23 protein-coding genes are annotated in these 23,541 nt (G+C 60.3%); 3 read left to right on the top strand and 20 right to left on the bottom strand.

Annotation, left to right across the window (positions count from 1 at the left end):
* Positions 1 to 42: 42 nt before the first annotated feature.
* Complete coding sequence (locus tag AC1RMD_RS10720; RefSeq protein ID WP_492926424.1) at positions 43 to 705, bottom strand: DUF3313 domain-containing protein; 663 nt, start codon at positions 703 to 705, stop codon at positions 43 to 45.
* A gap of 143 nt (positions 706 to 848) precedes the next feature.
* Between AC1RMD_RS10720 and AC1RMD_RS10715 the strand changes: the two genes are divergently transcribed.
* Positions 849 to 1,484, top strand: a complete 636-nt coding sequence (locus AC1RMD_RS10715; protein ID WP_492926422.1) for a TetR/AcrR family transcriptional regulator C-terminal domain-containing protein — start codon at positions 849 to 851, stop codon at positions 1,482 to 1,484.
* Positions 1,485 to 1,501: 17 nt separating this feature from the next.
* Here the strand turns inward: AC1RMD_RS10715 and AC1RMD_RS10710 are convergent, their stop codons facing one another.
* On the bottom strand, positions 1,502 to 2,020 hold the full coding sequence (locus tag AC1RMD_RS10710; RefSeq protein ID WP_492926420.1) for a BrnA antitoxin family protein: 519 nt from the start codon (positions 2,018 to 2,020) through the stop codon (positions 1,502 to 1,504).
* Here AC1RMD_RS10710 and metH point away from each other — a divergent pair.
* Positions 2,019 to 5,792 carry a methionine synthase gene (gene metH, locus AC1RMD_RS10705; protein ID WP_492926958.1) on the top strand — a complete coding sequence of 1,258 codons (3,774 nt, stop codon included), beginning with the start codon at positions 2,019 to 2,021 and terminating at the stop codon, positions 5,790 to 5,792. The two genes, AC1RMD_RS10710 and metH, sit on opposite strands and share 2 nt — an antisense overlap.
* Here the strand turns inward: metH and AC1RMD_RS10700 are convergent.
* The 10 genes from AC1RMD_RS10700 to AC1RMD_RS10655 all read right to left on the bottom strand — a co-directional run bounded on the left by AC1RMD_RS10700 (position 5,741) and on the right by AC1RMD_RS10655 (position 14,252).
* Complete coding sequence (locus tag AC1RMD_RS10700) at positions 5,741 to 6,379, bottom strand: hypothetical protein (protein WP_492926418.1); 639 nt, start codon at positions 6,377 to 6,379, stop codon at positions 5,741 to 5,743. The genes metH and AC1RMD_RS10700 overlap by 52 nt on opposite strands.
* A 98-nt stretch (positions 6,380 to 6,477) precedes the next feature.
* Positions 6,478 to 7,302 (bottom strand): DUF6348 family protein, encoded by an 825-nt coding sequence (locus tag AC1RMD_RS10695; RefSeq protein WP_492926416.1) that lies wholly within the window; start codon positions 7,300 to 7,302, stop codon positions 6,478 to 6,480.
* Between the two features lie 45 nt (positions 7,303 to 7,347).
* The gene (locus tag AC1RMD_RS10690; protein ID WP_492926414.1) at positions 7,348 to 7,626 is read right to left on the bottom strand and encodes a hypothetical protein; all 279 of its coding nucleotides are present in this window, start codon (positions 7,624 to 7,626) and stop codon (positions 7,348 to 7,350) included.
* A gap of 452 nt (positions 7,627 to 8,078) precedes the next feature.
* Entirely contained in the window at positions 8,079 to 8,429 is a 351-nt protein-coding gene (locus AC1RMD_RS10685) for a hypothetical protein (RefSeq protein ID WP_492926412.1), read from the bottom strand.
* Positions 8,430 to 8,574: 145 nt separating this feature from the next.
* The gene (locus AC1RMD_RS10680; RefSeq protein WP_492926410.1) at positions 8,575 to 9,564 is read right to left on the bottom strand and encodes a HEPN domain-containing protein; all 990 of its coding nucleotides are present in this window, start codon (positions 9,562 to 9,564) and stop codon (positions 8,575 to 8,577) included.
* Positions 9,565 to 10,372: 808 nt separating this feature from the next.
* Complete coding sequence (locus tag AC1RMD_RS10675) at positions 10,373 to 11,020, bottom strand: hypothetical protein (protein ID WP_492926408.1); 648 nt, start codon at positions 11,018 to 11,020, stop codon at positions 10,373 to 10,375.
* A gap of 64 nt (positions 11,021 to 11,084) precedes the next feature.
* Positions 11,085 to 11,363 (bottom strand): hypothetical protein, encoded by a 279-nt coding sequence (locus AC1RMD_RS10670; RefSeq protein ID WP_492926406.1) that lies wholly within the window; start codon positions 11,361 to 11,363, stop codon positions 11,085 to 11,087.
* A gap of 46 nt (positions 11,364 to 11,409) precedes the next feature.
* Positions 11,410 to 11,928: a GNAT family N-acetyltransferase gene (locus tag AC1RMD_RS10665; RefSeq protein ID WP_492926404.1), complete on the bottom strand. Its 519-nt coding sequence runs from the start codon at positions 11,926 to 11,928 to the stop codon at positions 11,410 to 11,412.
* A 58-nt stretch (positions 11,929 to 11,986) separates the two neighbouring features.
* Complete coding sequence (locus AC1RMD_RS10660) at positions 11,987 to 13,300, bottom strand: ABC transporter permease (protein ID WP_492926402.1); 1,314 nt, start codon at positions 13,298 to 13,300, stop codon at positions 11,987 to 11,989.
* Positions 13,301 to 13,310: 10 nt separating this feature from the next.
* Positions 13,311 to 14,252 carry an ABC transporter ATP-binding protein gene (locus tag AC1RMD_RS10655; protein WP_492926400.1) on the bottom strand — a complete coding sequence of 314 codons (942 nt, stop codon included), beginning with the start codon at positions 14,250 to 14,252 and terminating at the stop codon, positions 13,311 to 13,313.
* Positions 14,253 to 14,414: 162 nt separating this feature from the next.
* Here AC1RMD_RS10655 and AC1RMD_RS10650 point away from each other — a divergent pair, with 162 nt between their 5' ends.
* The gene (locus AC1RMD_RS10650; protein ID WP_492926398.1) at positions 14,415 to 14,804 is read left to right on the top strand and encodes an SPW repeat protein; all 390 of its coding nucleotides are present in this window, start codon (positions 14,415 to 14,417) and stop codon (positions 14,802 to 14,804) included.
* 33 nt (positions 14,805 to 14,837) lie between these two features.
* On the opposite strand, the gene AC1RMD_RS10645 is transcribed toward AC1RMD_RS10650, so the two are convergent.
* The 8 genes from AC1RMD_RS10645 to rsmB all read right to left on the bottom strand — a co-directional run bounded on the left by AC1RMD_RS10645 (position 14,838) and on the right by rsmB (position 22,965).
* Positions 14,838 to 16,118 carry an EAL and HDOD domain-containing protein gene (locus tag AC1RMD_RS10645; protein ID WP_492926396.1) on the bottom strand — a complete coding sequence of 427 codons (1,281 nt, stop codon included), beginning with the start codon at positions 16,116 to 16,118 and terminating at the stop codon, positions 14,838 to 14,840.
* A 93-nt stretch (positions 16,119 to 16,211) separates the two neighbouring features.
* Positions 16,212 to 16,979, bottom strand: coding sequence for a class II glutamine amidotransferase (locus AC1RMD_RS10640; protein WP_492926394.1), 768 nt, complete (start codon positions 16,977 to 16,979; stop codon positions 16,212 to 16,214).
* Positions 16,980 to 17,032: 53 nt separating this feature from the next.
* Entirely contained in the window at positions 17,033 to 17,290 is a 258-nt protein-coding gene (locus AC1RMD_RS10635) for a BTH_I0359 family protein (protein WP_020704859.1), read from the bottom strand.
* A 111-nt stretch (positions 17,291 to 17,401) separates the two neighbouring features.
* The gene (locus AC1RMD_RS10630; protein ID WP_492926392.1) at positions 17,402 to 17,824 is read right to left on the bottom strand and encodes a GTPase; all 423 of its coding nucleotides are present in this window, start codon (positions 17,822 to 17,824) and stop codon (positions 17,402 to 17,404) included.
* A 16-nt stretch (positions 17,825 to 17,840) separates the two neighbouring features.
* A complete protein-coding gene (locus tag AC1RMD_RS10625; RefSeq protein ID WP_492926390.1) occupies positions 17,841 to 18,554 on the bottom strand; it encodes a response regulator in 714 nt (237 codons plus the stop codon).
* Positions 18,555 to 18,617: 63 nt separating this feature from the next.
* The gene (locus AC1RMD_RS10620) at positions 18,618 to 20,915 is read right to left on the bottom strand and encodes a sensor histidine kinase (RefSeq protein WP_492926388.1); all 2,298 of its coding nucleotides are present in this window, start codon (positions 20,913 to 20,915) and stop codon (positions 18,618 to 18,620) included.
* Complete coding sequence (locus tag AC1RMD_RS10615; protein WP_492926386.1) at positions 20,916 to 21,569, bottom strand: DUF4390 domain-containing protein; 654 nt, start codon at positions 21,567 to 21,569, stop codon at positions 20,916 to 20,918.
* Positions 21,562 to 22,965: a 16S rRNA (cytosine(967)-C(5))-methyltransferase RsmB gene (gene rsmB / locus AC1RMD_RS10610; RefSeq protein WP_492926384.1), complete on the bottom strand. Its 1,404-nt coding sequence runs from the start codon at positions 22,963 to 22,965 to the stop codon at positions 21,562 to 21,564. Before rsmB ends, AC1RMD_RS10615 begins: the two co-directional genes overlap by 8 nt.
* Between the last annotated feature and the right edge of the window lie 576 nt (positions 22,966 to 23,541).

Raw genomic sequence — 23,541 nt, 5'->3', positions numbered from 1 at the left:
TGGATATCCTCGGTTTTTTTCAAACAGCAAGTATAGATGTTTTCAATTGAACGCGGCCAGCAACTCGTCCGCGCCGTTCCGTATGCCGGCCTTGGACGCATCCATCGGCCCCAGGCTGGCCGAGATATTCATCGGGCTGGGATACTGTTTGGCGACATAAGCGCTCACCAGCAGGTTGGTGCTGGCGTCGTACAGCTCCACCGCATAGCTCACCGATCCGGTGAAGGTGCCCTCCTTGCCCCGTATGCTCTGCACGATGTTGTACGGGCCGCCGACCAGGTCGAAGCGCGTCACCGTGCTGAGGAAACGCGTGCTCGACTTGGCGCCGGTCAGCGTCAGCTTCAGGCGCAGCGTTTTCCAACCCGCGTCCCTGCTGATCCGCAAGCGGTTGCGCAGCTTGGACTCGAACTCGCCCCGCATGTAAGCGGCCAGCATGTCCTTCTGGTCATCGCTGACCTCCTCGAACTGGCTGTCCTGGCCGCGATAGACCAGCACCGGATCGATGATGATGCTCGAATAGTCGCGCAGCGTCACCGCCGTCGAATAGCTGTAGGGAACGCGCCCGGACTTGTCATCCACGTTCGGACGCAGGTGGGCTGCCGAAGCAAGGCCGCCATAAGCGACCGGCTGGGTGCTGGCACAACCGGCGATTGCGCCGCACAGGGCTAACAGAAAGGGAAGCTGTGATTTGAGTGAGGAGTGCATGGCATGGCCTTATTTGTGAGGGGAGAAGTAAGCGTCGGAGAATTCCATAACTGAACACACTGGTACAGTATTGAGTGATTAGCCACCACTGTCAAGCGTGTTTTCGCATAAAATGTACGGTAGCGTTCAGATATGGAGTAGCAATGAAGGTACGTACCGAGGCGCGCCGCCAGGCCATCATTGAGGCCGCCGACGCGCTGTTTCAGGAAGCCGGCTATGACGGCGCGTCGATGAATGAGGTGGCGAAGCGCTGGGGCGGATCGAAAGTCACGCTGTACGGCTACTTCCCGTCCAAGGAAGCGCTGTTTGTCGCGGTGGTGCAATCCTGCGCCACCGGCCACCTGGCCGATGCAACGCAGGAACTGTCGACCGCGCCGATGGGTCGCGCCGGGCTGGAATCGGCGCTGGAGCATTTTGGCGAGCGGATGCTGGGCGTGCTGGCCAACGACAAGAGCGCGCTGGCGGTCTACCGCATGGTGGTGGCTGAGGCGGGCCGCTCCAATGTCGGCCAGCTGTTTTATGACGCCGGTCCGCGCACCTCGGTGGAGACGCTGGCGGCGGTGCTGGCGGGCGCCATGGAGCGCGGCGACATCCGCCAGGCCGACCCCAAGGTCACTGCGCAGCAGTTCCTGTCGCTGCTGACGGCGGAAGTGGATGTGCGGCTGTACCAGCGCGCCCCGCCACCGCTGTCGCCGCAAGAAATCCGGCAAGTGGTCAAGCGCGCCACCGACATGTTCTTCGCCGGCGCGACGCCTAGGCCGCTGGTAACGGGGAGTTAGTTGCGTTGCAGGCAGGCTTAAGGCTTGTTCATGTGGCTACGCAGGAGCAAATTAATCCGCTGCTGATAGTCCGGGCCCTTACTTTTGAACCACTCATAGATATCGTGGTCCAAAAGTACCGTGTCTTTTTGCGTCAGTGGCGGCCGCATCTTGGCGTCCTTGCAGAACTCGTCATCAAGCTCGGGAATGTCGCTGAAATCAATAGCCTCGTTCATATCGTTTCTCCTCCGACGGCGACGACCTTCCAAGTATAGACCGCGCAGCAGCATGGCGCAGCTGTTGGAGCCGCCGAAGGCGTTGCGCTGGGCGAGCATCGCGGGATCACGTCCGTCCTGCGCGCGCCTGAGTATCGCTGTGTGTCGTAAAGCTGCGTGACGAAAAAACAGGCAAATTTGGCAGATTGTTGCTGCGCCGCGGCAGTCGGCTGAAGCAAGTTCCGTGATGCCGTATAATTTTAGACCGCCAGCAACTTCCAGCGCGCTCGTCCACGACCACAGAAAGTAACAAATGAATAACAACGTGTCCCGCCCCGTCATGTCCAAGACCGATGCCCAACTGCGCGAGATCCTTGCGCGCCGCATCATGATCCTCGACGGCGCGATGGGCACCATCATCCAGCAGTACAAGCTGGATGAAACCGCATACCGCGGCGGCCCCAACGGCCGTTTCATCGATTTCGCCGCCCCGGTCGATTCCGGCGCGCGCGAACTGTTCGTCAAGGGTAACAACGAGCTGCTGACGCTGACCCAGCCGCACGTGATCCAGGAGATCCACGAGCGCTACCTGGCCGGCGGCGCCGACCTGATCGAGACCAACACCTTCGGCGCCACCACCATCGCCCAGGACGACTATCACATGGGCCACCTGGCCTACGAGATGAACGTGCAAGCGGCCAAGCTGGCGCGCGCCGCCTGCGACAAGTACAGCAGCGCCGACAAGCCGCGCTTCGTCGCCGGCGCGCTCGGACCGACGCCAAAAACCGCGTCGATCTCGCCGGACGTCAACGACCCGGCCGCCCGCAACATCACCTTCGACCAGCTGGTCGACGCCTACCACCAGCAGACCAAGGGCCTGATCGAAGGCGGCGTCGACGTGCTGCTGGTCGAAACCATCTTCGACACGCTGAACTGCAAGGCCGCGCTGTTCGCCATCGACAAATTCTACGAAGAGAACCCCGGCGTACCACGCCTGCCGCTGATGATCTCCGGCACCGTGACCGACGCCTCCGGCCGCATCCTGTCCGGCCAGACCGTGCCGGCCTTCTGGAACTCGGTGCGCCACGCCAGGCCGCTGACCATCGGCCTCAATTGCGCGCTGGGCGCGGCGCTGATGCGCCCCTACGCCGAAGAGCTGTCGCAGATCGCCGACACCTTCGTCTGCATCTACCCCAACGCCGGCCTGCCCAACCCGATGAGCGACACCGGCTTCGACGAACTGCCGGCCGACACCTCGGCGCTGCTGAAGGAGTTCGCCGAAGCGGGCTTCATCAACATCGCCGGCGGCTGCTGCGGCACCACGCCCGACCACATCCAGGCCATCGGCGAGATCCTCGCCAAGGTCAAGCCGCGTGTGGTACCGCACGTGCCGGTGGCGCAGCGCCTGTCCGGCCTGGAGCCGTTCACCATCGACGACGACTCGCTGTTCGTCAACGTCGGCGAGCGCACCAACGTCACCGGCTCCAAGGCCTTCGCCCGCATGATCCTCAACGAGCAGTACGACGAGGCGCTCAGCGTGGCCCGCCAGCAGGTGGAAAACGGCGCCCAGGTGATCGACATCAACATGGACGAGGCGATGCTCGATTCGCTGGCGGCCATGACGCGCTTCCTGAACCTGATCGCCTCCGAGCCGGACATCTCGCGCGTGCCCATCATGATCGACTCGTCGAAATGGTCGGTGATCGAAGCGGGCCTGAAGTGCGTGCAGGGCAAGTCCATCGTCAACTCGATCTCGATGAAGGAAGGCGAAGAGGAATTCATCCGCCAGGCCAAGCTGTGCCGCAGCTACGGCGCCGCCGTCATCGTCATGGCCTTCGACGAAAAAGGCCAAGCCGACACCTTCGAGCGCAAGACCGAAATCTGCGAGCGCGCCTACAAGCTGCTGGTGAACACCGTCGGCTTCCCGCCGGAAGACATCATCTTCGACCCGAACATCTTCGCCATCGCCACCGGCATCGAAGAGCACAACAACTACGCGGTGGACTTCATCAACGCCACCCGCTGGATCAAGGACAACCTGCCGCACGCGAAGATCTCGGGCGGCGTGTCCAACGTGTCGTTCTCCTTCCGCGGCAACGACCCGGCGCGCGAGGCGATCCACACCGTGTTCCTGTACCACGCCATCAAGGCCGGCATGACCATGGGTATCGTCAACGCCGGCATGGTCGGCGTGTATGACGACCTGCCGGCCGAGCTGCGCGAACGCGTCGAGGACGTGGTGCTGAACCGCCGCGACGACGCCACCGAACGCATGATCGACATCGCCGGCACCTTGAAGGCCGGCGCCGGCAAGCAGGACGCGCAGAACCTGGAATGGCGCAACGCCCCGGTCGAGAAGCGCCTGGCGCACGCGCTGGTGCACGGCATCACCCAGTTCATCACCGACGACACCGAAGAGATGCGCCAGCAGGTGCTGGCGGCCAACGGCCGTCCGATCCACGTGATCGAAGGCCCGCTGATGGACGGCATGAACATCGTCGGCGACCTGTTCGGACAGGGCAAGATGTTCCTGCCGCAGGTGGTCAAGTCGGCGCGCGTGATGAAGCAGGCCGTGGCCCATCTGATCCCGTACATCGAGGAAGAGAAAAAGGCCGAGGAAGCGCGCACCGGCATCGTCGCCAAGCCGAAGGGCAAGATCGTCATCGCCACCGTCAAGGGCGACGTGCACGACATCGGCAAGAACATCGTCTCGGTGGTCCTGCAGTGTAATAACTTCGAAGTGGTGAACATGGGCGTGATGGTGCCCTGCTCCGAGATCCTGGCGCGCGCCAAGCTGGAAAACGCCGACATCATCGGCCTGTCCGGCCTGATCACGCCGTCGCTGGAAGAGATGGCCCACGTGGCCAAGGAAATGCAGCGCGACGAGCACTTCCGCATGCTGAAGATCCCGCTGCTGATCGGCGGCGCCACCACCAGCCGCGCCCACACCGCCGTCAAGATCGCCCACAACTACGAGGGTCCGGTGGTGTACGTGCCGGATGCTTCGCGTTCGGTATCGGTGGCGCAGTCGCTGCTGACGCCGGAAAGCCGCCAGCAATACATCGACGACATCCAGCAGGACTACGTGCGCATCCGCGAGCAGCACGCCAACAAGAAGGCGCTGCCGATGCTGTCGCTGAAGGACGCGCGCGCCAACAAGATGGTGGTGCCGTTCACCGGCGCGGCCGCGCCGGTCAAGCCGAAGTTCATCGGCCGCCGCGAGTTCAAGAATGTCGACCTGGCCACCATCGCCAAGTACATCGACTGGGGTCCGTTCTTCCAGACCTGGGACCTGGCCGGTCCCTTCCCCGCCATCCTGACCGATGAAGTGGTCGGCGAGGCGGCGACCAAGGTGTATGCCGAAGGCCAGGCGCTGTTGAAAAAGCTGATCGACGGCCGCTGGCTGACCGCCAACGGCGTGGTCTCCCTGCTGCCGGCCAACACGGTCAACGACGACGACATCGAGATCTACACCGACGACACCCGCGACACCGTGGACTTCACCTACTACGGCCTGCGCCAGCAAGGCGTCAAGCCGGTGGTGGACGGCGTGCAGCGCCCGAACCAGTGCCTGGCCGATTTCATCGCGCCGAAAGCGTCGGGCATCAAGGACTACATCGGCATGTTCGCCGTGACCGCCGGCCTGGGCATCGAGAAGTACGAGCAGCGCTTCGAAGACGCGCATGACGACTATTCGTCGATCATGCTGAAGTCACTGGCCGACCGCTTGGCCGAAGCCTTCGCCGAATACCTGCACGAGCGCGTGCGTACCGACCTGTGGGGTTATGCCACCGGCGAATCGCTGAGCAACGACGACATGATCGCCGAGAAGTATGTCGGCATCCGTCCGGCGCCGGGCTATCCGGCCTGCCCGGAGCACACCGTCAAGCGCGAGATGTTCAACACCATGCAGGCCGAAGACATCGGCATGGTGCTAACGGAATCGTTTGCGATGTATCCAGGCGCGGCGGTGTCGGGCTTCTACTTCGCGCACCCGGAATCGAAGTACTTCGTGGTCGGGAAGATCGGCGAGGACCAGTTGAACGACATGGTCACCCGCCGTCAGGTGGACAAGGCCGACATGGAGCGCTGGCTGGCCCCTAACCTGTCCTGATTCGTCGCCGCGCCGGTGGCGCTCGCCGCCGGCTGGCCCAGCAGCGTGGCGTCCGGCGGCAGGCTGGCCTGGAACAGCTTCAGGGCCTCGGCCGTCAGCGCCACAAAGGCGTTCTGATGGGCCAGCAACTGCTGCGTCATCCACTGCCAGCCTTCGTCGGTTTCATGCAGCCACACCGTGCCGTCCGGGAAGGCGTCCGGTATCGCGTCCGGCGACGCCTGCACGGCGACGCGGCTGTGCGATCCCCACAGGAAAGCGGGCGGCAGCTCGCGCTGCCAGCCGTAGCCGTTCTTGACAGCATAAGTGTGGTTGTGGCGGAAGGTCAGGTCGACCACCTCGCGCTCGGCAATCAGGTCGTCGGCAGATTCGATCCAGCAGTGATACGCCCCGCCAGCTGGATTGGCGAAGGCGTCGTTGTCCATCATGCGCATCAGCTGGCCGCCACCGCAGTCGACGGCGGCCAGGCCCGCCACCGGCCGGTACACCCGGCCCAGCACGATACTGATCAGGTTGGAGCCGACGATGGCGTACACATGGCACAGCGAACAATATTGTTCAGGGTAATACTGGCGGACGACCTGATTCACGCAGTGTGCGATCAGGGCCCTGACGGATTGCGCCATTCAAAAGCTCACGAAAACGGTTTGTATCCTTAAGTAACGGGTTGTTTTACGGAAACTTTAGGCTAATGCTGTGCTTGGTCTGGTTTGAGCAACTTGTAGTGGCCCAGGCCTGACCTTGCAGATTGCACCTGACCACCGGCGGCTTGACGGAGTACCTCAGGGCGTGAAGCGGAAATGGGTCGATTTCCCCACCCTTTGAAGATAAAATCCCGAACGCGATCGAATGGTGATTTTCTCTTTGCTGGCGCACTCTGTACCTTTCGAAGCGCTAGGAACAATCGAACACTGTAGTATCCAGGACTAGGTTCCCAGGCTATTTCATGAAGCAATTCTTTGCCGCGATTCCACTCCTCATTATCGCGCAATGATTCAACCGTATATTCGCCAGCCACGTTGCAAAAGAAGAAGCGAAACCAATGCAACTCACCATGCAAATTTTCGGCCTGAATTGCTTGCGCGATTGCCGGGAAGAGCAATTGCGGAATAAATGGCTCCACACCTTCTGAGGCGCGCGTGCCGCAATTACCAATATGTGCCGTGTAAGAAACGCCACTTATCGACCAAGACTCCGTAGTCACTTGGCTGGCGTCATTTAAGTTCCAAAGTGCGGCAAGGAGTACGTGAAACGAATTTATTGTGAAGTTTGCTAGCGCGTCATTAAGTCCCAGTGCGCCCGCACCAATTCCTGCAAAGCACTCCTCAATAACGAGCTCATCTCCGACAAGTACGTGAACGTCTAGTCGGCCGCTGGTGTCTCCGGGATGCCAGTGGGCACGAATCGCGTGTGGCGACGACTCAGGCAAGACCCAATCTTCATCAATTGAAGATTGAATTCCATGAGACCGAAAAAGCTCTACCAAGAAATTTACGGCAATATTTGAATTCATAATTTGTGTTCGTGAGCGGCGCCTATTGGCCGGAATGCGTCAGGTTCACGCCGAGTTGTTGAGGCGATAGATATCCTCAACTTCATCCGAGGACAACTTGGTTAGGCAATCTTCTATTTCCTGCAATAGCGCGGACGCAGGGAAATGTAAGGTGATAATTTCGCCGCCAAGCCGTTCGACGGCAGTCCGATAATCGTAGGGTAAGTCACAGTCGTCGCAGAGGTAATCTTCGATGAAGTCAGCCAACTCATAATCGCCCACCTCGACGATGACATGCTCATCGTTGTGCCGTCCGATTTGGATATGGGGTAAAACCTGCTTCATATTTTCCCTATAAATTCATATAAAACGCCGAAGTTGACCGGCAGCTTCTGGCCGTTCAGAGACTACCATTTGGATGGTGGTTCTTTCCCTGCAGCGATTCTCTCGAAAACGAGCGCTGGGTCTTTCTGGCACCAATATTCAAACGTAACGCTGAGTCGGCCAGTCCCAAGCACCTGAGCTATGGGCGTTTCCAATGGTACTCGCAGGCGAGGCTCCTGCCATTGCTGCGCGAGCACCCCAATTGGGCTAGGACCGTTACCAGAGCACGAAACAATCCAAGTGGCGGCACCGCCAGCAATGCCTGGCAAATAACGAGACTTCAAATCCTTCAACATGCTACCGATATCGGATTCGGAGTCAACTTCGACTTTTGCAGCATGAGACTCTAAGTCATCGCCAGCATGAACACTATCGCGATTTACGTGAACAATAACGAGCATCTGGTTCCTATATCAATGGTCTGCTGTTGGCCGTAATCGGCCTTCGAATAAGTATTCGTCCGGGTAGAAGACGAAAACTCTGGAACTACCCTCGGTCATCCTAACTCCGTTTGAGACCAAAGCATTCCCGTCGGAAATCAGAGGCAGAAACTCTTGCTGCCCACCTTGACCGAATACAGCCTCTTGCAACAAGGATTTCGCAAAATCATACATCGCCAGGCGACTTGAAAATCTTAAATGGATGTCACCGTTTTTGACATCCACTTCTGACGTCAAATGATGGCGGCTGTCTTTTTGGACAGCTTCAGAGCTCACATCATTCGTGGCAGTGACAACCACTGTGTTTGATAAAATCATTTTCACGTTCTCAATCTTTGACCGGCTGCTACTGGCCGAACGCAGCCGATGGCGTTCAGGATAGCAGCTTGCTCATCTGCAAAACTCATGAATTCTCACGTAAGGCTGAAGCCGCCCCGATGCTGACTTTCGACGTCACGCCAAGAATTTCCTAGTCATACAAGAACTTAAACCATGGCGGCCGTCGAAGAATGATGGCGGCTCCGTCCCCAAACGTCAGGGTGTGCTGCACTTTCGACGACAAATCTAAGAGTAGCGGTAGAACCTTCTGGTACATCACTAGAACCTTCTTGTAACCGCCAGGGAACGGAGCGCCATAACGATAATCAATCGCACGAAATGGACCTGGAAGGAATCCAAAGTTCAAAGGCTCGTTAATTTCGACGCCAACCGTTTCTGCTTGCTTCACAAGGTATGACAGACTATGCTCAAAATCAGGCTCTGCTCCTCTTTGAGCGATTAGCGCCTTCAGCATATTTTCGACGGCAAAGTAGATTTCCCAAACTGCAGACGAGCAGTGCGTCTCATCTCGAGGTGATATTTTCTCAGCTGCGTTGCAGATTGAAATTAAAGAAATCGCACAGCAATTCCTGTATCTGTCCGGCGCGGGATCACCCAGCATTAGGTTCACGTTAATTGTGCGCAACGTTTTTGTTATTGACTGCAGATCGCGATCGAGGCGGCTTGATTGTCGCTGCGTTAGATTTTCTAACGCAGGTGGGTCGATAATCCATTTTCGAGGGACCTCACTATCACCAAGTGCTGGATCGAAGCACAATGTGAAATAACCATTTTCCTGATCCTTAACACCATAATTCTCTGGTACGTTTAAAACGAAAGGAAGTCCGTGGATTTCGACTAAACCTTTAAGCGCGCCACTTTTGGCGTTCAGTGCCGCTCCGTATTTCCGTTCATACCACCCCTTGACAATCGCAAAAAGCACCGCGAACCAATCCTGAAGATATGGTTGATCCATTGAACCGTTCTTAACAGTAATAAAACCATCTAAAAGCGTTGTTGTTGCGTCCATTGGACGAGATGATAATTTTGTGCCTATGGAATTTAAGACTTGGTCAATTTCAGGAAGAAGTTCGCAAATTCGATTTGTGAGTTCAAGATTCGTTTCCTCTATTCTTCTCATTGATCTGCACCTTCCCATCAAGAATTCGTGTCTTGCTACGTTAGTCAAGCGTGTAGGAAAAGTTGATGCTGTGGTCGACGAGGGGCCGCTTCTGGCCGGTTACAGCCTATCCAAAAACTCTGGTATGCCAGTACGTCTGCGGAGACGCAAACCATGCTTCGTTCCTGGCGTTTCGAAATTGGGCAAGCTGATTCATGGGTATCTGGTATCGAAGAGAAGAACGCCACCAAGTCTCTTAGATGTCGAGTCCCGTTTGATCATAGACGCTTGACTCAGGTTCAATGATTTCACCACAAGTGTATCTTGCTCCCACCGAAGGATGCCCGGAATTTGCATAGCCCACTCGAACAAATGTCGCTCATCAAGCTGGGAGCCGAAGGTAACGCCAGAACAATCGAGTCGAACCATTAATGCCTATCTTATTTGCGAGTGGCGGCTTGTGACCGTGTGCAGCTCACGCTTAATCTGACAAAACGCCACCTCGGATGGCACGATTCTTAAGTTCGAGAACCCATGGATTGTCAGTGTTGGTAAGGCAGTTCTGTATCGGCCAGCCTGGAGCTGTTTCGATCAGGTGCATCAATGATGAGGCGAGCCCAAAACATCCGTCGTCGCCAAACAACCCGACAAGCGCCGTCGCCTCTTCGTTAGAGATTGGGCGCGCAATTCCACGGTACTCAACTTCGTATTTACGAAGCTTTTCAATGTTGGCATCGTCCTCGCTTGGAAGCCGACCTAACTCGACTAGTCTTCTAATTTCTGGCCGCATAAAAATCTATCGTCAAACGCCACAGGCAGCTACTGGCCGCTAGTTGCCGGAAAGCCCGTGTACAATCGGATACCCAATCTCTCGTGCCATAGTCAGCGCATCGGCAATTGCTAGTTCAGAATTTACAGATGAAACTAGTCGTTCATCTATAGGCTGAAGGCTATACACACAACGAACGAGTTCAACAGAAATATTTTCCTCAAAGTAATCGATTGCAAAATCAACATATGACTCCGCTGAATCTGCAAGGAGCGCAAGCATAGCCGTACTGCCATCATCCAATTCCGGGTCCTTGGGGCTTACCTTCGACCATTCAGAGGCACCAACGCTCCTCCAATAACAAAATGTGGCGTCGTCCATCGAAAACGCAGGCTCAGACAAGAATGAGCTGAAGCTCGGTGGGACTTCAATTTGGATTCTCTTCGCATAGTCTGACTTAGCAACGTCCGATTCGTGGGCAAAACCTTTGAGGACCGCGCCAGCCTTATCGAACAAAAGGAACCACTCATCTCCTTGCCCATTGCGCATGGAAGCCATTTCTTCACCTGTTGACCAGTTTGCATTGAAGCTGTAATACCGATAGTCCCATTCAGGGCAGATCAAGGCATCGAGCATTGCCAGCGCCTTACATCTACGGCGAAGCATCTCAATTTCTGGTAGGGATGTGGCCTTCAAATTCAAGTTCATGCGACTCTCTTTAAAACTTACCTGTCTTGGGGTGTCTGCTATTGGCCGGATGCGGAACCAGCGCCTACGGCAACAAAAGGTTAAGATGACCCGAAAAAAATGCCGTAGCTGATACAGCTGCCCCACCAAACACAACAATAAGTGCAATGGGAACCCGAACCAAAGCGAGGCCAGCCAACAAAATCCCAGCTACCGATAATGCCAACGCAGCGGCATAGCTGCCGTGACTCCAAAATGCTAGAAACCAATTTGAGACAATGTACCCAACAACACCGAGCCCAGCAATTACGCCGACGAAATAAGCTGTGCTTTCCCAATCCATCAAGCGTTCAAGAAATCTCATAGTCTATCTAAAGTTAAATGTCCGGTCTTGGCCGACAAGCGCCGATTCACGTGCGCTCACGCATGTAACTGCTGATTGCCTTGCCGTTCAGCTCAGTCTCCATTTCGTAGGTCATTCCCAGGCGCTCGGCAACGCGTCGCGATGAATCATTGCCGGAACTGATAAGCGCTCTAACTTTCGATTCGCGGCGAACCTCGAACACATAGTTCAAAACTGCTGCAGCCGCCTCGTTCGCAAATCCTCGCCCCCAGAATGGGCGATAGGTATTCCATCCCATTTCCATCTCGGTTGATTGTTCGCGAAAGAAGGCTCCCACAGTGCCGACAAGTTGGCCGGTCTGCTTATCCTCTATCGCCCACCATCCAGCTCCGTCTACGAGCCATAATCCTGAATGTGACGTGAAGATTCTCCAAGCCGTCTGGCGGTCAACTGAGCCCAAATGAGCGGAGCTTTCCGGATTCGCCAAATGGTCTGCAAATAAGCCGAAGTCGGCGCGCCGATATTCACGAAGCGTTAGTCGTTCCGTCTGAAGGTGTGGCACGGAAATGGTAAATGCGTGATTCATCAGGAGGACATCGCCTTATATGTGAATGGTGTCAAATTTCACCTTCCAGAACGCCATACTACTTCTGATCGCGCAGGAACTTCCAGCCGGCGAGTCCGCCGAACACGGCGGCAAAGCCCAGTTGCACCGCGATCGGCGCCAGCACGCCTTCCAGCCCCAGGCCGCGCCAGGTGACGGCGTCGAAGCCGTCGACCGCCCAGCGCGTCGGCACCACCAGCGTGATCTGCTGCACCCATTCCGGGAACACGAAGGACGGCACCCAGGCGCCGCCCAGCATCACCATGATCAGCGTGGCGAAGGTGGCGATGCCGCGCGCCGCTTCCGGCGTCTTGCCGAAGGCGGCGATCAGCAGGCCGAAGGCCGCCGTCATCAGCGAGAAGCTGGCCGCGATGCCGAGGAAGCCGGCCACGCTGCCGATCTGCACCTTGAAGATCAGCATGGCGCAAACAAACATCGCGCACATCAGCCCCATGGCGATGATGGCGCCGGAAATGGCGCGCCCCATCAGCACCGTGGCCAGCGATACCGGCGCCGCCAGCAGGCGGTTCCAGATGCCCATGCGGCGCGCCAGCAAGATGCCGATGCCCATGTCGATCCCCATGAACAAGATGAACTGCACGCCCATGCCGGCAAACGAGTGCGCATAGCCGTTGTACTTGGGACCGCTGCTGAGCGCCTGGTCCTGCGTGGTGTAAGGCATGCTCATGCCGACCGGCGCGTCGGCCGGCGCCGGCTTGCCGCTGGCCTTGGCGGCGGCTTCCTTCTCGGCGTCGGCGGCCACGCGCTGGTCCTGGTACTTCTTCAAGCTGGTGAGGAACTCGCTCAGCTGCACCGTCTCGGGATCCTTGCCGGGCCTGTCGCGCAGCTCGGCCAGCTGTCGTTCCGTGGTCTTGTTGCCCTTGGGGCTCATGGCCGCGGCGCTGGTCACCTGCATCACCTGCTGCGTCAGCATGCCCTTCACCATGGCCAGCATGGTCGATTGCGACGGGTCGTAATAGACCGGCAGTTGCGGCTTGTTCTGGCCGCTGAACAGCGCGTCGGCGGCCTGCTCGCCGAAGCCGACCGGGATCACCACCGCCACCGACAGCTTGCCGGAGCGGACCTTGGCCTGCGCCTCGGCGTCGCTCAACTCGACGATCTTGAGCGCGCTGTCGGCCCGCAGGCCGGCGGCGATTTTCTTGCCGTTGTCGGACTGGTCCAGCAGCACCAGGCCGACTTCGATCTTGCTGGTCTTGGCTTCCGAGCCGCCGCCGAACAGCGAACCGAAAAAGGCCGCCAGCACCACCGGCATCAGCAGGTGCAGCATCAGCGCGCGCTTGTCGTTGATATAGAGGATCAGGTCCTTGCGGACCAGGGCGATCAAAGCAATCATAGTGTTCCTATCAGTCGCGCAGGCTGCGGCCGGTCAGGTTGAGGAAGATGTTTTCCAGCGAAGTCTTGGCGGTGGCGAAGTGCAGCAGCGCCACGTCCTGCGCGGCCAGCCAGGCCAGTGTGGCCGCTGCGTGCGAGGCGTCGGCCAGGCCGATGTCGAGCGCATTGCCGTCGCTTTGCACGCCGGTCACGCCCGGCAGCGCCTGCACACCGGACAGCAGCGCGGCCGACGGCGCGGCGGCCAGCTCGGCGCGCAAGGCGGCCTGCGCCGGCAGGCGCCGGTACAGCGCGGCCGGGGTTTCGTCGGCCAGCACCTTGCCGTGGTCGATGATGACGATGTGGTCGGCCAGGCGCTCGACTTCCTCCATGTAGTGGCTGGTGTAGATCAGCGAGCGGCCCTGCGCCTTCAGCGTTTCCAGCGTGTCGAAGATGGCGTTGCGGCTTTGCGGATCGACGCCGACGGTGGGTTCGTCGAGGATCAGCAACTGCGGATCGTGCAGCAACGCGGCGGCGATGTTGAGGCGGCGCTTCATGCCGCCCGAATAGGTCGATGGCCGGTCGTTGGCGCGGTCGGCCAGGTTGACCAGCGCCAGCGCCTGCTCGCAGCGCTGCTTCAACAGCGCGCCCTTGAGTCCGTACAACGCGCCGAACAGCTTGAGGTTTTCCAGCGACGACAGGTCTTCATACAGCGCCAGGTCCTGCGGCACGAAGCCGATCTTGCGCTTGGCCTCGCTGGAGCCCTGGCCGATGGTGACGCCGTCCATGGCGATGCTGCCGCTGTCGGCGCTGAGCAGGCCGCAGATCATGCCGACCGTGGTGGACTTGCCGGCGCCGTTGGGGCCGATCAGGCCGACGGTCTGGCCCTGCCGCACCTGGAACGACACGCCATCCACCGCCTTGCGCGCGCCGTAGGATTTGGAAACCTGATTCACGCTGAGTAAAACCGATGCCATAAGCGAGCCCACCATGTGTTTTCGATAAGCGGCAAGCATAGCGGTGCGATGCCAGGATGGCAAGGACGGAGCGGCTGGCGTGAACTTTTGCGTTGTTGCGCGGCCTAAGAATGAACGCCGCCATCCGGCGGCAGGTGTTGACTAGTAACCAGGGAGGCAGACATGGCAAACAATCCGGCAAACAATCCATCGCTCAAACGCTGGCAGGATCAGGTGATCCTGCTGCTGGGGCTGTGGTTCTTCATCTCACCATGGGTGTTCGCTTATCCGATACCGTCGATCCAGGCATGGACCGCGTTCATCTCCGGCGCGGTGGTGGCGCTGCTGGCGGCGTTCGATCTGTACAAGACCTACTTCTGGGCCGTGGTACTCAATCTGCTGGTGGGGATATGGGTGGCGGTTTCCCCTTGGGTGCTGAAAATCGCCGACAACCGCGAGCTGATGTGGAACTCGCTGGTGGTCGGCATCGCCGTGGCGGTGCTGGCGCTGTGGGAAATGCGCACCGATCCCGAGCTGCACAAGCACTGGCCGGGCGCCGGCCACGCAACATGAACTGACGTGGCGTAACCCGGCTAGCGTGGTGCGTTACAGCGCGTAGCGCACCACGTTGTCGCTCCATTCGTAGGCGGCCATTTCCAGTTCCACCAGTTCGTCGGTGGACATGGCGAGGTCGCGCAGCGTCGGTACGATGTAGTCGTCCATTTCTTCGATGCGTTCGATGCATTCGGCCAGCTTGAGCAGGTCGCCGAAGAAGCCGCCCCGGTACAGCAAGGCTTCCGACACTTCCTCGTTGACCGGGATCTGCGACAGGATTTCGGTCATCGGGATGCCGAACAGCGTGTCCATCAGCGACATGATGCCGACCGTGAAGGCGACATCGGCGGACTGCCGCTGGCTCGGACGCAGCTTGCCGGCCAACAGCTCCAGCAGGCGGCCGCGGGTGGTCGCCAGCATCAGCAGCGGCGTCATGCTGTGGCCGCGCTTGCTCGGCTCGGCGTACAGCATGATTTGCAGCCAGCGTTGCAGCTGGCGGCGGCCCAGTATCGTCACGGCCTGGCTCAGCGAATCGATGCGCTGGCGGGCGCCCACGGCCGGCGTGTTCACCAGGCGCAGCAGGTTCAGCGCCAGCGACACGTCGCGCTTGATGGCGCGCTCGATTTCCAGGTTGTCCGCTTCCGAGGTAACCAAGGTCATCAACTCCATCACCGCCAGTTGCGACGGCGACAGCTTCTTGCCGCTCATGATGACCGGCTTGGCGAAATAATAGCCCTGGAAGAAATCGAAGCCCAGGTCCAGGCAATTCTTGAATTCTTCGCGGGTCTCGACCTTTTCCGCCACCAGTTTCTTCTTGTCCTGGCGGAAGCGCGGGGCCAGCTTCATCAGCGTGGACAGCGGAATATTGCGCATGTCCAGCTTGACGTATTCGGTCAGCGGCAGCAGCGCGGCCACGTTGGGGTTGTCGCCGGTGACGTCGTCCAGCGCGAAGCTGAAGCCGTGGCCGGCCAGTTCCGTCATGCGCGCCAGCACTTGCGGCGTCAGCGGCATGGATGCGGCCACTTCCAGCACCACTTTTTCGCGCGGCAGGAAGGAAAAGATGTCGGTCATCAGCACATCGGCATCCACATTGACGAAGCCCAGGGCGTCGCCGATGGTTTTTTCCATGCCCAGCTGCGAGGCGTGGGCGATCACGGCCGCCGTGGCCGACAATTCACTGGTGATGTGTGCCGGGCCGACCGGAGCATTGCGGAAAAGCAACTCGTAGCCGAACAGCGTCTGGTTGCGGTCCAGGATGGGCTGGCGGCCCAGATAGAATTCGCGCACGCGCAGGCTTCGAGGGCCGGTATCGTGTAGGGAGAGATCGATCATCGCTTCTATCAGTACAAAACATGGGGCTAATATTTCGCCGTACTAATATTTTGACAGCAATACTTGCCCCTGTCTCGGATAATTTGGCCGGCCCTAAGCCTGCGGCACCCCGTCGATGAACAGTTTCAACTCGCCGGCAGCGAACGCCGTCCATTGTTCGTTGGTCGTCAACGGCTGGGTGACGATGATGGCGACGCGGTCGTTGGGGGTGGTCACCTGCGAGAAATCCACGCTGACATCCTCGTCCGACAGCTTGGCGGTGTCGAACGGATGCTGGCGCACCAGGTAGTACAGATGGGTCGAGCAATGGGCAAACAGCTCGCCGCCGGACGACAGCAGCATATTGAAGGTGCCGTAGCCGGCGATCTCGCGCGCCATCTCGCCCAGCGCGGCGCGCAGTTGGTCCAGCGGCGGGCGCTGCTCGCCGAAGCGGGCGCGCAAATGCTGCAGGATGTAGCAGAACGCCTGTTCGCTGTCGGTGGTGCCGACCGGACGGTAGGAACCGTTGAGCACCGGCGCGAACTCCTTCAGGTCGCCATTGTGGGCGAACACCCAGTACTGCCCCCACAACTCGCGCACGAAGGGATGACAATTCTCCAGCGCCACCTGGCCCTGCGTGGCCTTGCGGATGTGGGCGATGACGTTGGTGGACTTGATCGGGTAACGCTTGATCAGCTCGGCGATCGGCGAAGCGATCGCGGCCTGGTGGTCGACGAAGTGGCGCACGCCGGCGCCTTCGAAAAAGGCAATGCCCCAGCCATCGTGGTGGGTATCGGTGTGGCCGCCGCGCATGGCGAAGCCGGTAAAGCTGAACACAATGTCGGTCGGGACATTGCAGTTCATTCCTAGAAGTTGGCACATGGTCTGGTTCTCTGTTGTTACAGCAGAACCATACCATGCGCCACCCGCTTTTTTCAGTGCAGCAGCACCGGATGGCTCATCAGCTCATCATAACTGCCCAAAAATTCATCGATTTCCGCCATCGTCGGTTCGCCGGCGATCAGTTCATTGACGTCGCGGCGGAAGTTCTGCGCCAGGATGCCGTTGATAAAGATCTCCCGTTTGCCGCCTTTGTCGACAATCTCATAGCCGCCGAAGCGTAGCGCATCGAGGGTACGGTCCGCGCCAAACTCGACAACACTGTATTGCTCGCTGTTATAGATGAGGTTCATGTTGCTTCCTTTCACAAGGGGCGTAACACTTATCGGTTGCGCCTTCAGTACCGAAATGGGGCTGAAGGCGGACGATTCAAGGCCAAATCAAGGCCGATCAGCGGGCGGGGTTCAGGCCGCGATGTCGGATTGCAAATCCAGCAACTCACCGTAGGGCGCCTCGGACAGCCAGGAACGCAGCGGTTCGAGGTGCTCGGCGGATGCCAGGCTGATGTAGAGCCGCGCGGGAGGACGGCGCAACACACGATTCAATGTTACTCGCAAAATGAGATTGCCGCTGCAATGAAGACAGCCTGGGGCAATACGCAACACTTGCGGTACGGAATCTTGTTGTAGGGAATCTACTGCGGAGGGACGGTCGGCGGGATCGAAGGCCAGTGCCGAACTTCCGTCCGACAGGCCTTCCAGGATGACGACGCTGGGCACACCGGTTTCCAGGTGTGCGGCGATGGCGGTTTCGCGCTCGCGGGCGCGGGAGCCAATGACCAGCCAGGTCGGCACCGGCGCCCGCTTGGGGGCTGCACCGGTGGACATGGGTCCGGTCACGGGCTCAGGCGCCCTTTTTTGCGAGTTTGCCCGGCTCCACGCCCAATTGCTTGAGCTTGCGGTACAAGTGGGTGCGTTCCAGCCCGGTCTTCTCGGCCACGCGCGTCATGCTGCCGCCTTCGCGGCCCAGGTGGTGTTCGAAGTACATGCGCTCGAAGGCGTCGCGCGCCTCGCGCAGCGGCAGGTCGAACGACAGGTTGAACATGTGATTGTCCGCGCCGGCCACCGTGGCACCGCCGCGCACGGAGATCGCCGCCGCCGGGTTCGGTTGGTTGAAGCCGGCGTTTTGCGCCTCTTCAACCTGGGCCGTCGCGATCGGACGCGGCGCCAGCGCCGGAGCGCGCACCGTTTCCTGCGCGCGGGTCAGGCCTTGCTGGACCGCTTTCAGCAGTTTTTGCAGGGCGATCGGCTTCTCCAGGAAGTTCAGCGCGCCGATGCGGGTCGCCTCGACCGCCGTATCGATGGTCGCGTGACCCGACATCATAATCACCGGCATGGTCAGCAAACCGTCGCGCTGCCACTCCTTGAGCAAGGTCACGCCATCGGTATCCGGCATCCAGATATCGAGCAGCACCAGGTCGGGCGCGCCTGCGGCCCGCGCCTCACGCGCCTGCTGGGCGTTCTCCGCCAATTGTATTGCGTGTCCCTCGTCGCTCAAGATTTCCGAGAGCAACTCGCGGATACCCATTTCATCGTCCACCACCAGAATGTTTGCCATCTTCCCTTGCCTTCCTCATTTCGCCCGCTCATGGCCGGCAATGATTTTTTTAATCAGTGCTACTTAGGTATTTTGCGACGTCGGTGCTAACTTTAACAGCAAAATCAATACCGACGCGCCACTTCTATCGACATGGTTCTGGATATCGATCCGGCCCCCATGTTCATCGATAATTTTTTTCACCATCGCCAGGCCCAGGCCGGTGCCTTTGGCCTTCGATGTGACATACGGTTCGAACGCCCGCGCCAGGATTTTCGGCGCGAATCCCGGCCCGTTGTCGGAGATCGCCAGGCGCACCGCGGTGCGCGCGGTGCCGTCCGCGCCCTGATAATGAATGGCTTCGCTGATCACGTCAATGTGCGCTTGCGGCGCGCCCTCCGGCCGCTCGGCCATCGCGTCCTGGGAATTCTGCAGCAGGTTGTGGATGACCTGGCGCAGCTGGGTCTGGTCGCCCATCACCATCGGCAGGCCGGGCGCCAGTTGCGGGTGGATGATGTCGTCGCCTTCGCCGCGCAGGTACAGGTGCAGGATCTCCTCGACCAGCGCGTTCAGGTCCAGCGGCTCCAGCACGGCCGGCGGCGTGCGCGCGTAGTCGCGGAAATCGTCGACCATGCGCTTCATCGCCGCCACCTGGTTGACGATGGTGGCGGTGCCCTTGTTGAGCAGCTCCGTGTCGGCCGGCGACAGCTTGCCTTCCAGTTTCATTTGCAGACGCTCGGCCGACAGCTGGATCGGCGTCAGCGGATTCTTGATCTCGTGCGCTAAACGGCGCGCCACCTCGCCCCAGGCGATCGAGCGCTGCGCCGAGATGACGTCGGAAATATCGTCGAACACCACCAGGTAGCCGCTGCCGCCGCTTTCGACCGGCAGCCGCGAGCCGCGCGTGAGCAGGGTCTGGTCGTTGTCGTCCAGGCTGGCGGAGCGGCGCGGCACCTCGATCTGGCGCTGCCAGTGCATGCGCTGCAGGCTGCGCCCGGCCGCCGACTGCGCGCTCTGCGCCGCGAACGCGGCGACGATGGCGCCGCCGAATTCCTGCAAGCCTTCGATCTCGTCGAGCTTCTGGCCGATCATCGTCACGCCGGCCTGCTGCAGGATGCGCTCGACCGAGTCGTTGCAGCTGATCAGGTGGAATTCATGGTCCAGCACCATCACCCCGGCCGACATATTGGCCAGCACCGATTCCAGGTGGGCCTTGGCGTTCTGCAGCGCCGAGCGGTTGCGCTCGACGGCGCTGCGGGCGTCCGACAACTGGCGCGTCATGGTGTTGAACGATTGCGTCAGCGTGCCCAGCTCGTCCGAGGTGGCGACGATAGGCCGCGGCGACAAATCGCCCTCGGCCACCGCGCGCGTGCCCTCGGCCAGCAGCAGCAGCGGCTGGGCCAGGTCGCTGGCGATCAGGAAGGCGCTGGCGATGGCGCCGAACACCGCCAGCAGCAGGGTCAACGTCAGGGTGACGATGTACATCTTGCGCAGGCCGACGCGGGCGATGAAGCGTTCCTTGTAGTCCGAATAGGCGCTGCGGATGGTCTCGCCGTCGGCCGCCAGCTGCGCCGGCGCCAGCTGGATCAGCTGCAGGTAGCGCGGCGCCAGGTGGGTGCCGTTGGCCTGCACCAGGTCGGGGATCGCCATCACCACCCGCAGCCGCAGTTGGTTGGCGTTGTCGACGGTGGCGACGGGGGCGTTGATCAGGTTGCTGCGCAGCTCGCTGCCGCCCTCGGGCGCGCCGTAGCTGTCACTCTCCTTGGCCTTGGCCATCATTTCGCGGGTCGGCAGGTCGGCGCTGAGGTTGCCGCTGCGGTTGGCGCGGGCGCTGATGATCAGGCCGCCTTCGGCATCGACGATGATGGCGTTCTGCATGCCGGCCTGGCCCTTGACCAGGCCGGCCAGCGCGGCGCGCTCGGTGCCGTACGGCTGTTCGGCCAGCTGCTGCACGGTCTTGTTGGCGGTGGCGGTCAGTTCCTTGAGCGCCGCGTCCAGGCCGGCGCGGCTGAGGTTGATGCCGGACTCCAGCGCCTCCTCGACCGGCACATTGAACCACGATTCGATCGAATGGGAGACGAACTGCACCGACACCAGGAAGATCACCAGCCCCGGCAGCACGCCGATGGCGGCGAACAGCAGCACCAGCCGCGTCATCAGCTTGGAGCCGAACTTGCCGCTCTTGTAGCGGCCGTACAGGCGGAACAGCGACACGGTCACCAGCAGCAGCAGCGCGCCGGCCACCGCCGCGTTCAGGCCCAGCAGCCAGGCGTAGTAGCGGTCGAAGAAGCCGGAGTTGTCGGAGGCGGAAGCGAGCAGGAACAGCAGGATACTGATGACGGCGCCGCCGACGACGGAAAAATACCGCAGGGCAGTGCTCACTTACTCCGCCTTGTACTGGAAGATTTTCTTGTCGGACGCCAGGCGCCATTCCGCGCTGTTGAGGGCAGTGACCTTGAGCGGCTTGGAGACGTAGTTCGGGTCCAGCCCCATGCTCAGCTTGACGTTGTAGGTCTTGCCGACCTCCAGCGCGCCGCGCGGCGCCACCACCCAGCGGTTGGGACTACGGATCAGGAACAGCGCGTCCTCCAGCGTCGAGAAGGAGTGGCGCACGTTGCCGTCGATGGTCACATGGTACTGGCGCGTCAGCACGTTGTAGTACAGGCTGATGGTCTGGCGCTTGACGATGGCCTTCTCGTCGAACCAGTACCAGCGCGGACGGGTGAATTCGATTTCGGTGCTGAAGTACAGGGTCACGCCGTATTGCAGCGTTTCCTCCATGTCGTGGGTCAGCTCGAAGCTGTACTTGGCGTTGAGCCGGTAGCCTTCTTCGTTGGCCTCGATCTGCCAGCGACGGATATCGACGCCGTCGGCGGCGCTGGCGGCCTGCGGCAGCAGGCAGGCCATGATCAGCAGCAGTGGTCCAATCAGGAGGCGAAAAAATCGTGATGTCACGTGGGGGCCGGTGTTCAAAAGGTCCGTCGGTAGCGTACTGGCAAATAAGCGGGCAACAAAGCAGGCAAAACGATTACGCATTTTTCTGGAACAGCGCGTAGAACAAACCATCGTGATCCTGCCCTGCGCCACCGGCGGGGAGCAACTGGCCGGGCGCATCCAGCCGCACAGCCTGGTTGCGCACGGCAAACGCGGCTGCCTGGGCTTCGGATTCCTGCGGCCACAAGGAACATGTCACGAAGAGCAATTTACCACCCGGTGCGAGCATCTGCCAAAGGTTGTCGAGGATTTTGGACGAAAGTGTTGCAAGTTGGAGCGTGTCGCCCTTGCGGCGCAGCCAGCGGATATCCGGGTGGCGGCGCACGATGCCCGACGCCGTGCACGGCACGTCGGCCAGGATGCGGTCGAACGGCGTGCCGTCCCACCACTCGGCGCTCTGGGCGTCGGCGGCGCGCAGCGTGGCCTGCTGGCCGAGCCGCTCCAGGTTCTCGCCGACCCGCGCCAGGCGCTTGGCGTCGGCGTCCAGCGCCGTCACGCTGGCGTCGGCCAGTTCCAGGATGTGGCAAGTCTTGCCGCCGGGCGCGGCGCAGGCGTCCAGCACGCGCATGCCGTCGCGCACGTCCAGCAGCGGCGCGGCCAGCTGGGCGCCGGCGTCCTGCACCGACACCAGGCCGTCGTTGAAGCCGGGGATCAGCGTCACGCCGACCGGTTTGGCCAGGCGCACCGCGTACGGGCCGATCTGGGTGGCGGCCATGCCGGCCGCGTCCAGGGTGGCCAGGTAGTCGCTCATGCTGGTCTTGCGGGCGTTGATGCGCAAAGTGAGCGGCGGCGCGGTGTTGCCGGTCGCCAGCACGTCTTGCCAGTCCTGCGGCCAGGCGGCCTTGGCGGCGTCGATCCACCATTGCGGATAGTTCCACTTGGCCACCGGCTGCAGCAGCGCGGTCTCCAGCAGCGCCTTGCGCTCGCGCAGGAAGCGGCGCAGCACGGCGTTGACCATGCCCTTGGCGCGCGCGGTGTCCGGATGGGCGTCGGCCGCCGTCACGGTCTGGTCGACCACGGTGAATTCCTCGTAGGGCTGGACTTCGTCCGGCGCCGTCATCAGCGCCAGCGCGCAGGCCAGCAGGGCCGCCACCAGCGGCTCCGGCGCCTTGGGCGCCATCAGGCCGATCAAGATCTCGCTCTGGCCCAGCTGGCGCATGCAGCGGTAGGCGATGTCCTGCATCGCGCCGCGCGCCTGCGGGCTGGCGTCGCCCCTGGACCAGACCTGGGCCAGCGCCTGCGGCAGGTTGGTGCCGGTGCGGACCTGGGCCACCGCCTGGGCGGCGCCGATCAGGCTGTAAGCCAGCGAATCGGGCTTGAGGCCGGTCTGGAAGCTGGTTTGCAGCGCCGGCTTCAGCTCGCGCGCATGGCTGGCGCGCAGCTTGGGCGCTGCCGCCTTGACGGGGGACTTCAGGGAGAGCGTCGGGCGCTTGTTCATATGCTAATTCCAGGTATTGCCGGCGGGCGTGATCGCGCAGTATACAGCAGTGCATATGACAAGGCGATGAAGCTGATTGTAACGCTTGTAACGTTCGCGTCCCGATAGCGGGGACTTTAGACAAATCGATGTCTATCGCTTCCTATGTTTCCTCGATATCTTCTGGTTGGCGGATCTCGCAGGGGCCTCTGCACGATGATGATGGGCAAAGGTGGCGATGGTCGCGACGACCGACGTCACCAGCGACGTCGATAGACGGAAACTGTTCTTGAAGCCCTCCAAGAACGAGCCAAGCAATCTGTTCCTCATTTTCGATTCTCCCATCCTTCGGCGATAAAGCGAAATGCACCGCCCAACAACACGAACACGCATAACACTGAGTCACCATAAACCAAATATAGTTCAAATTTTGTAATAAAGTCCAATATCTCGGCTGGGAAAGGATGAATTCCATTCAAAAAATGCAGGAAGAAGGAGACTGTCCAGCCAACCAGAAAGAGAGGGTGTAAATAATTTTGTGTAAACGGTCATTTGGCAGGACACTGCCGCCATCAAGGAGAAACAATGACCGTTGTA

This window comes from Duganella sp. GW822-FHT06D06 (genome assembly GCF_058799615.1).
Note: the sequence above shows the minus strand (reverse complement) of the source record. Positions and strands in the feature narration are given on the sequence as shown.